The 9,917-nt window shown below is 55.3% G+C and carries 14 protein-coding genes; all 14 read right to left on the bottom strand.

The features are described from left to right. Positions 1 to 448: SDR family NAD(P)-dependent oxidoreductase (locus ACMGGH_RS23450; RefSeq protein WP_420299286.1), on the bottom strand; the 448-nt coding region annotated here is incomplete at its 3' end. Positions 449 to 515: 67 nt separating this feature from the next. Then, positions 516 to 1,400, bottom strand: coding sequence for an NAD-dependent epimerase/dehydratase family protein (locus tag ACMGGH_RS23445; protein WP_192544730.1), 885 nt, complete (start codon positions 1,398 to 1,400; stop codon positions 516 to 518). Between the two features lie 262 nt (positions 1,401 to 1,662). Next, positions 1,663 to 3,032 (bottom strand): IS3 family transposase gene (locus ACMGGH_RS23440; RefSeq protein ID WP_420299285.1). Its coding sequence is split into 2 segments (ribosomal slippage): positions 1,663 to 2,543 and positions 2,543 to 3,032, totalling 1,371 coding nucleotides; the frame shifts between segments, so codons are not numbered across the junction. Between the two features lie 221 nt (positions 3,033 to 3,253). Continuing rightward, positions 3,254 to 3,478 (bottom strand): hypothetical protein, encoded by a 225-nt coding sequence (locus tag ACMGGH_RS23435; RefSeq protein ID WP_420299284.1) that lies wholly within the window; start codon positions 3,476 to 3,478, stop codon positions 3,254 to 3,256. After that, positions 3,475 to 3,705, bottom strand: a complete 231-nt coding sequence (locus ACMGGH_RS23430; protein ID WP_420299283.1) for a hypothetical protein — start codon at positions 3,703 to 3,705, stop codon at positions 3,475 to 3,477. Before ACMGGH_RS23430 ends, ACMGGH_RS23435 begins: the two co-directional genes overlap by 4 nt. Beyond that, positions 3,702 to 4,433: a plasmid SOS inhibition protein A gene (locus ACMGGH_RS23425; RefSeq protein WP_420299282.1), complete on the bottom strand. Its 732-nt coding sequence runs from the start codon at positions 4,431 to 4,433 to the stop codon at positions 3,702 to 3,704. Before ACMGGH_RS23425 ends, ACMGGH_RS23430 begins: the two co-directional genes overlap by 4 nt. Next, positions 4,430 to 4,864 carry a conjugation system SOS inhibitor PsiB gene (psiB, locus tag ACMGGH_RS23420; RefSeq protein ID WP_125366784.1) on the bottom strand — a complete coding sequence of 145 codons (435 nt, stop codon included), beginning with the start codon at positions 4,862 to 4,864 and terminating at the stop codon, positions 4,430 to 4,432. Before psiB ends, ACMGGH_RS23425 begins: the two co-directional genes overlap by 4 nt. Positions 4,865 to 4,901: 37 nt before the next feature. Next, positions 4,902 to 6,914, bottom strand: a complete 2,013-nt coding sequence (locus ACMGGH_RS23415; protein ID WP_420299281.1) for a ParB/RepB/Spo0J family partition protein — start codon at positions 6,912 to 6,914, stop codon at positions 4,902 to 4,904. 67 nt (positions 6,915 to 6,981) lie between these two features. Continuing rightward, positions 6,982 to 7,347, bottom strand: coding sequence for a hypothetical protein (locus tag ACMGGH_RS23410; RefSeq protein WP_032656165.1), 366 nt, complete (start codon positions 7,345 to 7,347; stop codon positions 6,982 to 6,984). A gap of 43 nt (positions 7,348 to 7,390) precedes the next feature. Next, positions 7,391 to 7,663 (bottom strand): DUF905 family protein, encoded by a 273-nt coding sequence (locus ACMGGH_RS23405; protein WP_420299280.1) that lies wholly within the window; start codon positions 7,661 to 7,663, stop codon positions 7,391 to 7,393. A 496-nt stretch (positions 7,664 to 8,159) separates the two neighbouring features. Beyond that, positions 8,160 to 8,294 (bottom strand): hypothetical protein, encoded by a 135-nt coding sequence (locus ACMGGH_RS23400; RefSeq protein ID WP_420299279.1) that lies wholly within the window; start codon positions 8,292 to 8,294, stop codon positions 8,160 to 8,162. Between the two features lie 177 nt (positions 8,295 to 8,471). Beyond that, a complete protein-coding gene (locus tag ACMGGH_RS23395) occupies positions 8,472 to 8,669 on the bottom strand; it encodes a hypothetical protein (RefSeq protein WP_023337955.1) in 198 nt (65 codons plus the stop codon). A gap of 172 nt (positions 8,670 to 8,841) precedes the next feature. Further along, the gene (locus tag ACMGGH_RS23390) at positions 8,842 to 9,129 is read right to left on the bottom strand and encodes a hypothetical protein (protein WP_420299278.1); all 288 of its coding nucleotides are present in this window, start codon (positions 9,127 to 9,129) and stop codon (positions 8,842 to 8,844) included. Positions 9,130 to 9,171: 42 nt separating this feature from the next. Further along, on the bottom strand, positions 9,172 to 9,600 hold the full coding sequence (locus tag ACMGGH_RS23385; RefSeq protein WP_125366686.1) for an antirestriction protein: 429 nt from the start codon (positions 9,598 to 9,600) through the stop codon (positions 9,172 to 9,174). Positions 9,601 to 9,917: the final 317 nt, after the last annotated feature.

The following is a 9,917-nucleotide window of genomic DNA, read 5'->3' as shown; positions in this document are numbered from 1 at the left end:
GTATTGGCGCCGAGCCGGAAAGCGACGATGTGATAAGAACGTGCCCGTTACCCTGCTCAACGAGCCGCGGGATAAATATTTTAGAAAGATGTACAACAGCATCAACGTTGAGCCGGATTAATCTAAGCTCTTTTTCAAGATCGGTACCGTCGATAAACGCGCCGCCGAGTCCCTGGCCGGCGTTGATGACCAGTGCATTAGGGGCTAAACCGACATCATCCATTCTGGCCTGCAGGTCTGTTATCTGGTCATACTCACTCAGGTCAGCGCTGAACGCGTGTACGTTAACTGAAAAACGTTTTTGCAGGTTTTCACCCGTGGCTGAAAGTTTTTTTTCATCCCTGGCGACGATGACAAGATCGTATCCGTTAGCTGCAAATTCTTCAGCAAGTGCAAGGCCGATACCGTTGCTCGAGCCAGTAATCAGAGCCAGTTTTTTCTCACTCATATGATTCTCCGGTTAAAGGGGGTAACCGGCCATGTGCAGGCCGGTAGCAAAGGTGGGAGCGTGAGCATCACATGCTATCGGTCCAGCGGTGCGCCGGGCGATATCCCAGGACGCGCATTGCCTTTTCGCTGCTGAGTGCTGACTCATTACCTGCAAAATTTTTACGCTGTTCAACATCTGGATAGTAGCGGTCCAGAAGTTCCTGTGTGGGGGTTCGCATGCAGGTCACATCGCTGGTAATAAAGAACTCATCTTTACCCCTGACATCATATTCGACAGCTTTTTCAATCGCCTGGGCAACATCCCGGACGTCAACATAAGTCCACATATTCCATTGCCTTATGGCAGGATCGTTCTGCCAGCTTTCAAACTGCGCGTATTCTTCCTGCGCCATAACATTAGAAAGCCGCAGACAGGTAATGCGCATGTCTGCGTTATTAAGGCAGAACTGACGGGCCATCTCTTCCCCCAGCACTTTAGTCAGCGCATAAATGCTGATCGCCCGGGCCGGGTAGTGCTCATCCACCGGAACATAGGGGGCATCCCACTGGTCGTAAGGCACGCCAGTAGGGACTTCGCTCGATGACCAGATGATATTTTTAATCCCCAGGCGCCTGGATGCCTCAAACACGTTGAAGGTGGCCAGCATATTATTTCTGAACTCGTCAGAATCAGGGATCATCCGGGGGTGAGGAATACTGGCAAGGTGAACCACGGCATCAAAGGCTGCAGTTTCAGGCCGTGAATAAACATCTTCCCCTACGGAGGAAAGTGCATCGAGCGTTGCACCAAAATTCTCTAAATCCGCGATCATCGCTGGATGGGCATCGGTTAAGGGGGCTTTTTTATCGATGAGAAACAATTCATAACCCGCTTTCTCGAGCCACTCGACTGTAACCCTGCCAATTTTCCCTGAAGCACCGGTAATGGCTATACGTTTTTTAGCTGACATACTTCGTCCTTATGGTTGAGGTGCAAATCAACCCTAAGTTTTGTCGACAAAAAACAATATGTGATGAGACAGACTAAAAGCTTCTGTTAATTCAATTCATCAATCGAAGTTTGTTTGTAGCACAGGCGGAATCCGTGAACTGATAAGGGTGCTCACACTGAAGCTCCATAAATAAATGTCTGCTTATCGCTCATAGCAGACCCTTGCGTGAGCCTGTCCAACGACGTTCCGGTTTCCTGACAGCATCCCAGTACAGAGCTTGTTAATTTCTGCCTGGATAGCTCTTTAGGCGGTATTCAACCGGGCTGAGTCCGTTAAATTTAAGGCTAATTCGCCGGGTATTGTAGTATCGTATGTAATCCTCAATAGCTAGCTTAAGTTCATCAATATCCTTAAATTTACTGGTGTAAAAACATTCTGATTTTAACGTCCCGAAAAAGCATTCTGCACAGGCATTATCGAGGCAGTTGCCTTTGCGGGACATACTTTGGATGATGCCAAACTCCCGTAACTGATACTGGTACCATCGATGACGGTATTGCCAGCCCTGATCGGAATGAAGAACAGGATTGATACCTGCATCAAGCCTGGCAAAGGCCTTAATGAGCATGTCATCGATCATAGGCATGGTTGGACGCTCTGAAATACTGTAGGAAATCACTTCGTTATTGAAGAGATCAATAATGGGTGAAAGGTAGAGTTTGCGGCCACTGACAGCGAATTCAGTGACATCGGTGACCCATTTTTCATTAGGCCGCCTGGCTTTGAAGTTTCGTTGCAGGATATTGTCAGCAGCACGCCCATGTTCACCCCGCCAGGAACTGTAGCGCTTAACTCTTATTGCAGCTTTGAGATGAAGTGCATTCATCAGGCGTTGAACCACTTTGTGGTTCAACGCTCCTCCCTCTCTTCTGAGCGCCAGTGCTACCCGCCGATAACCATAGCGGCCCAGGTTCTCATCATAGATCTCTTTGATTCTGCATTTCACTTCATCGTATTTTCCCGGGGAGCGGAGTGCTTTCAGATGATAGTAAAACGTACTCCTGGGTATCTGAGCTATCCGCAAAAGCTGATCGAACGGATAGTGCTGCCTCAGTTCGTCGATAATTCTGACCTTATCCCTTACCGAACTAAGGCTTTCAACTTTTTTAAATAAAGTATCTGCAATTCCAGTCGGCGGACTTTTTGTTCAAGCTCCTGAATACGTTTATCTTTCGAACGCTCCAGTGCTGTCTCAAATTCAACAGGATCATCAATCATATGAAGTGCCCTTTTTTTGCCTACACGGAGAGAACGAAGCCCTTCCTCTCCATGTTCGCTGAACACCTTAATCCACTTCCCAACAGAGGCCGAACCCGCGACGTTAAATTTCGCAGCAGCCTGCGTCTGGGAAATCTTCCCCGTCAGTACCGCCTTCACGGCTTCGACTCTGATATCGGGATCAATTGATACGCCTTTATCCCTGGGCTTCAGACCTTCTTCTCCATAAGCATCATAGGCTGCAACCCATAATCTTACCTGGGTTCTGGGGACGTTAAAGCGAGCGGATGTTAAGCGGTAGCCATCATCTGTAGTGAAATAGTGCATAACCACTTCGAGGCGCTGTTGAAAGGTGTATTTACGTCCGGACATGGGACTCTCCAATTTGAGAGTCCAACTAAATGGGTGCAGTGCATGGGTTAATGAAAATTAACTACGGGGCTTTCTGCTTTCTGCCACACAACACGGCAACAAACCACCTTCACGTCATGAGGAAAAAAGCCTCAAGCGCCATCGCCATTATATCCCGTTGTCGATCATCTGCCCAGGAATAACAGTCTGAAAACTGTATAAATCCTCATCATTTTCCCGCGTCATCCAGTTCCTGAATATTCCAGAGCCTCACGAATTTCAGCGGCTCGCTGTTCGCTTCCGGCGGCCACGCCGGCGTTATAGACAAGGCTGATCATCGACTGCAATGTTTCCCAGTCATCCCGCTCCAGCCGGGCATCAAGACGGTACAGGATCTTCCCGCTTTCAGCATGCCGGAACACAGTTCCTGTCTCTTTTTTATCGAACCTTCGGCTGATAATGCTCAATATCCCTCCCGGTTATCCGTACCTTCTGACCACTCGCGGATCTGGTCTTCGAGCGCCTCAAGATGCCTGTCTATCCTCTCAGCCAGCTGCTCGCTTTCGGTTTCCAGCCAGCCACTGAGTCCGTCCCACTCGCAGCACATCTCTTTCAGCTTTGCAGACATGGTACGGAGCTTGTTACGCTGGCTACGGGCGACTTTCAGCTCCGTCTTGCAGGGATTATTTCTCATTCGCCCCCCTGCTGGTATCGCAGCTTGTTCGGTACCTGCCAGCGCTCAGCAGTACGGACAGGCTCTGGAGTCTCCCGCACGATAAACGGGATTTCGTACATCACTGCATACAGCGGCTCGCCGCTGATGCGAAGCCAGTCAAGTTCCTTCAGCGACGCGAACCGCGACTGCCAGCGCCAGAACGGTTCGGCAAGCTCTGCCGCGTCAAACTCATCGCTCCACCGGGTGTACCAGGTGCAGACGGTTTGCGGAGACTGAAAATTCAGGTCGATTTTCGCCTGCTCCAGCAGGTTCTGGCGCAGTTTCCAGCGCTGTTCATACTCACGAGACTGACGGCGAAGTTCGCGCGTGGTCTTAATGCCGGACCTGTGCAGCCGTCGCCCCGTGCGGGTGTGCATGACTTCAGGAAACAGTTCGGCCTGTACGTCAATCGTGAGCGGCAGCGGGCAGGTTTCGCCACTGGTGGCAATCATCGTGTTAAGTGCCTCCTCGACCTGTTTCAGGTTCGAATGACGGTTATTTGGCACCCAGTGCAGGCCAGGTATTTTATTGGCCACCGTGGCGTTGAGGCGTCCGCTGCCCGTGAGAAGGCGAAGAAAGGTACGCACATACGGCATGGCGGGCAGCCGTGCACCGCGTTCGCGGGCAGACTCAACATGGCTGATAGCCTGTATTGCGGCCTGACGGGCTGGCTTCAGGGAAACGAGCGCGTGTGAGGACGGGATCATGCTGTCACCTCCCCGCTCATCAGGTTCGCCACGGTGCTGGCAGTGCAGTTAAAGCGGCGCATACCTGCCAGCTGCGCGATCAGTTGGCTGATCCGGTCGGGCTGGAGCGTGTCACTCTGGTAAAGGGTACGCACCACTTCCCCGCCGGAGGAGAGCAGCACCAGAATCCAGTACGGCGAGACTTCGCCGGGGCTGCACACGCACAGATGCCAGTCATCACTACCGTCCGCGCTGAAGCGGCACTGGACGGGAAAGAAGCCGCCGAACTCGCTGCGGTATTCGGCGCAGACGCGCCATCCTTCAGGTGTCGACAGGAGGCCGGTCACGGCATCGCTGAGGGCGCGGCGCGCGTCCTCGCCCTGCTGACGGATAAACTCCAGGTCGGAGGCGGTCAGGGTGTTGATTCGGTTCAGGTCATATTGCATGGTCATGTCTGTTCCCGCCGCCCGAAGGCGGCGGCCTCCGGTATTAAGCAGCGTGGTCAGTGGTATCAGCGTCGGATTCAGTGGCTTCTTCTGCCTCAGCGGCTGGCGCAGGGCGCACCATCCAGTCAGGCAGCCAGCCCTGAGCATTCAGATCCTGTTCGGCGGCCTTCGCCGCATCGCGGCGCTTGAGCTTCACAATCTCTCCGGCGCGGGCACTCAGTCCGGCTTCTTCGTAGGCTTTGCCGATCTGGGCGATGGTGAGCTTGCCGAAGTAGCTCTCTGCACCCGGTTGCCACCACTTGCGCAGGTCAAAGTCCAGCGCCGCTTCCAGCCCGTCCAGTTCACTGGTGGCCGTGCGGTTATACAGGCGTTCCTGAATGCCGTTGATACCGTGCGCTGCACAGAATCCCAGCAGGATGTTCACCTGCTCTACTGACCATGACAGCAGCCAGGTGAAATCGAGATGCCAGTTTTCGGGCAGCGTTGCCTGAAGCGCCTCTTTCTGTGCTTTAAGCGCCGTCAGCGCCTTCCCTTCGTCACCGGATGGAGCCAGTGATGCAAGGTGATACTGATTCGAGGTCACATAAGCTTTCAGCGGTTCGCTGCGCTTTCCGTAGCTGCGGTCAAACATACTGAGACACAGTGTCCACGTCAGCAGCGCCACCGATACGTCGGGGCGACCCGCCAGTTCCGCCTGAACGGCGAGAGTGCGCTCCGCAGACATGGCCTTAACCAGCGTTGCCGGATAGGCGTCAGCAGGTATTTCAGGTGTGGTGTGTCTTATTACGTTGTTTTCACGTTCCTGACGCGCCTGTTCTTCGTCGGCCCGATCTTCGTCGGTCAGCCTGCGGATACCAGGCTGAACCTGAAAACTGTCGCCATCCCATGACACCCAGATACCGTGCGCTGCTCGAAATTCCGGCGTGGCTTCGCGGTACTGCGCCTCGCAGTAAATGTCATCTATCTGCTGCTGAAGTTCGTAGTCGTCATCGTAGGTTTCAGTGGCTTCCATTTGTTCTTCCAGCTCACTGACACGCTTCTGTTCTTCTTCCGTCAGGACAGCTTTCGGCATGGCAAAACGGTACAGTTCACCGTCCTCACCGCTGGCGCGCAGTTCCGTCATACGGTACTCAGCCCAGCCCCAGCCCTGCTCCTGCTTAACTCGGGCGGCGAGTACGGTGAGCTTGCCAGCCAGCAAAGATTTCACCAGCGCCGCATCGGCAAAGGTGCTGTCCCTGTCGCTGAACAGATCGGCGTTCAGCGTACCGCCAGCGGCGGTATAGGCTTCCTCGCCCACATACTCAAACATCGGGTGACTGATAGCCATCTTGTCGTCGGTCACCATTTTGCGCAGGGTCTGTACGGCAGGATCGCGCCACTGTTCAACAGCCTCTTTCCAGACCTGCTCCTGACGCTCATGGGTGTCAGCAAGGGTCAGGGCTTCACACTGTTCAAGGGAGATTTCATCCCGCGCCAGCGCATCCAGCAGGGAGGGGGCAAGATTCGCCAGCTTCAGGCAGCGCTGAACGTGGCGCGGGTGATAACCCATCAGTGCGCCAATCTGAGAGGCTGTTTTACCTTCCTGCTGAAGTGTACGAAAACCGATAATCTGCTCGGCGGGATGCATGTTTTTACGTCGACCGTTCTCGATCATCGAGGCCGCCACCGCCATCTCCACGGGCAGGACTTTCACCGGAACAAACGGCGTGTCTGCATCGAGCACACCGCGCATCACCAGAATGCCTGTGCCCCTGCGGCGACCTTCCCCGCCGACAATACCGATCGTACCGTCCGGCAGTTCTGCACCGATCAGGTTTTGCAGGATGCCCATTGCCTGAATGCTGTCTGCCATCTCTTCCACTTCCTGATCGGTATGCGGAATGATGCGCGTGTTTAAGTCAGTGCGTGACAGGCGGGAGTACGGGAAAATTTGCACGGGCGTATCAGCGAGCAGCTGGACGAGCTTCTGCTCGGTAGACTGCGCGATTTTTTCCGCAGATTTTGTCTGGCGGGTGGTCCTGGCTGGTTTTTTTGCCGTAGTATTAGTGGCGACCATGATTTTTACCTCTCAGTGATAGTTGTGGTTAGCCGTGGCCGGATTGCCTTCCGGTCACGGCACTCGGTTAACCGGTAATGCGTTTCGGGTGTGCTGCCAGTGCCGCAAAGGACGGATAGCCATCCAGAACCTGCATCATGACTTTTGCCCCTTCCAGCATCGCTTTATCCGTTACGCTGCCGCTGTTTTCACACACGTTGATCGTTGCCACGATCCCCGATTTCACATCTGAAAAACGCTCATACATGCGGTTGCTGAACAGGACACGTTTGCCTCCTGCCATCACCTGCCAGTTGTTGCAGTCGTTAAAACGGGTGTCCACGTTGTCAAACTCGACCACGTGAGTGTCGCTGGCCTGAATACGGAGCAGCTTCACGATTTCGGTGCTCTGCCCGACCTTTCTGGTCGTCTGGCGGGTGTTAAGGTTCTGCATGGTTCCTCCTTCTCTGGGTTAAGGCCGGACGTCCGGCCTCCGGTTACATCTGCACGTATTGCAGGTTGCGCTTCAGTTCAAAAAGAAAATCCGGTTCAAACGACCAGGCGCGCCAGTTAAGCGTTCCGTTGGTGCGGATCTCCACCTGCACGTCGCCGTATCGGGACACATCGGACAGGGTGACGGTGACATCCGCTTTCAGCGCAGTGGCCTGAGCCCCCCACTCCCGTGCGACAGAAACAGGGTTTTGTTCTTCCCCCATCTTCCTGGAAGATTCGGGAGCGGCGGTTTTGACGTTGACGTTTTGTGTGTGCATCCTGGTTTTCTCCTGTGGTGATGGCTGGCCATCTCCCTGGTGAGTTCTCTCGCGGCAAAGGGCAAAGGAGCAACGGCGAAGGGAGGAAGGAAAGGGGCGGAGACTAAAGTTTTTGCGGCACGCAAAAAGTTTTGGCGGAGTGCATTTCACCCCTTGGATGACGACCCGACGGTGCTACGACAAGCCCTCCGCGTGAGGGCTCACGGGGAGGCTTCACCGGGGGAACAGGATGCACACACCCGACACGTCGGAACGGCGTGGCGCCATTAAAGCGACGGCATCAGCCGGCGCGGTGAAGGCGTTCCGGACGGCACGGCCGGAGAAGCCGCAGCCTTTGACCTTTGCCATCAGACCCTAGCCGTATGGTCCGAAACCCGCAGGGGTTCGGCGGAGCCTGGCGGGTGCGCAGCGGCCGCCCTGGCGGAGTGGGGCTCGACGACCGGACAGCAACGCTGGCCGGGAGCCGAAGGGGGCCAGAAGAGGGATTCAGGTGTTTTCAGAGGATTTGCTGATCGGGTTTCAGAGCTGGCGACAACGCCACGCCACGCCACGCCACGCCACGCCACGCCACGCCACGCCACGCCACGCCACGCCACGCCACGCCACGCCACGCCACGCCACGCCACGCCACGCAGGACCGTATCCGTGACAATTTGCCCTCACAATGGCTTTTATCTGCATCTACCCGGGCTTACATCAAGGCGGGAGGGGGCAGCGCCGCAGGCGCTGGCCTTGCCGCCCGTCAGCCCGAAGGGATGACAGGGTTTTCGCGCACGAACAGGCGGCGCATATGCCCCGCCCGGATCATTTATTGTCCATCCCCCTGGCCGCCCTGGAGAATGAAGTGGCCGCAAAGATAGACGGCGCACTGGCGGGTAGCCGATTCGCAGATCTCATCCAGCACTTTCGCTGTGGTTACGGGGCTGAGTCCGGATTCACGACGTCGCTCGTTGATGAGCGTTTTATACTGGCGCAGGATACTGCGGGTTTCCGGTGACAGTTGCATAGTGTTCTCCTTTTTTCAGTTTCCGGAGGCAACGCCTCCGGCTTCTCTGTCAGGCCTCAAGCGCAGCACGCAGGCGCATCATGACGTCGTTTTCTTCTTTCAGGGTTTCTTCTGCTGATCCGCCGCCATCCTCCGCGCATACGGCGATACGCTGCATTTCCCTTCCTGCAAGTTACATGACCATTTCAAGTGAGGTTGCAGGGATGGTCACTGTGCGGTGTTCTCGCTTCTCCTCAATCATTTCCTCCACAATGCCATGAATGAGAGAGACACAGCCGCCGTAATCCAGCGTGGTACTTAACCTTTCCATAATCGTTTCGATCTCGGCACTGCTCAGATCCCAGTCCACACAAATGCTTCGGATATCATTGCTGTCCCAGCTGGCGAAAACGTACTTCTCGGCATCGAGGTCGGCACATCTGAACATTTCAAGGGCAATTTCTCTTGCTGTACCAATCATGTTTTTCTCCTTTAATCGGGCGGCATCGCCGCCCACGGTCAGTCAGTCAAGGGCACGCCAGATGGTGGCGCTTTCCGGATGGGTATCAGCAAATGCCATAAGCTGCTCATAACGGCGGCAGAAGTGGCGGCACAGTTCCTCGTGGTCATGGTTGCTGTGGTGCCAGCTCCGGTGATTCAGTACCAGCGCCGTGAGGATGATCCCCGCCACTTCCCCGCTGACAGTCTGCTCAAACCAGTTTTCCCGATTGCACAGGGTCAGGCTCACCACGTCAGGCGCCATATATCCGCCGCCTTCCGGCAGCCGGTAAAACTGCCAGAATCCCCCCTGATACTCAGGGCAATAACGCTGGGCGTAGGCGTACACGGATGCCTCGGACGTCATAAAATCGCCGCCAAACAAATCAGGCAGGAAAGTCAGGCGCTGCGCACCCTCAAGACGAACAGCATCACAGGTCACGGTCTGGTTCATAGATCCTCCACGGTTAACATATTCTCGGTTCCGGCATCGCCGTGACGACACGACAGACCGGCGAAAAGCGGAGGACACAGGGGCGACGCCGCAAGCCGCAGCGCAAAGCCTTCACGGGCTGAATGCACCGTGAAGGGTGCGAACGGGTGAGGACGGAGGCGTCAGCGAACCCTTGTGGCCGATGCGGCCGGGCTACCGTGAAGTCACGGCGCATGCCGTCACCGCACGGAGCTTCAGGGGAGTTTCATTGCCCCGACGTGGCCCGGAGGGCGGCGGCGGATAAAAGCGGAAGGCACTGACATCCTTATTCGCAGTGG

The sequence above is a fragment of the Enterobacter sp. BNK-16 genome, from assembly GCF_048684955.1.
GTDB lineage: Bacteria > Pseudomonadota > Gammaproteobacteria > Enterobacterales > Enterobacteriaceae > Enterobacter > Enterobacter bugandensis.
This window is presented reverse-complemented; position numbering and strand designations above follow the sequence as displayed.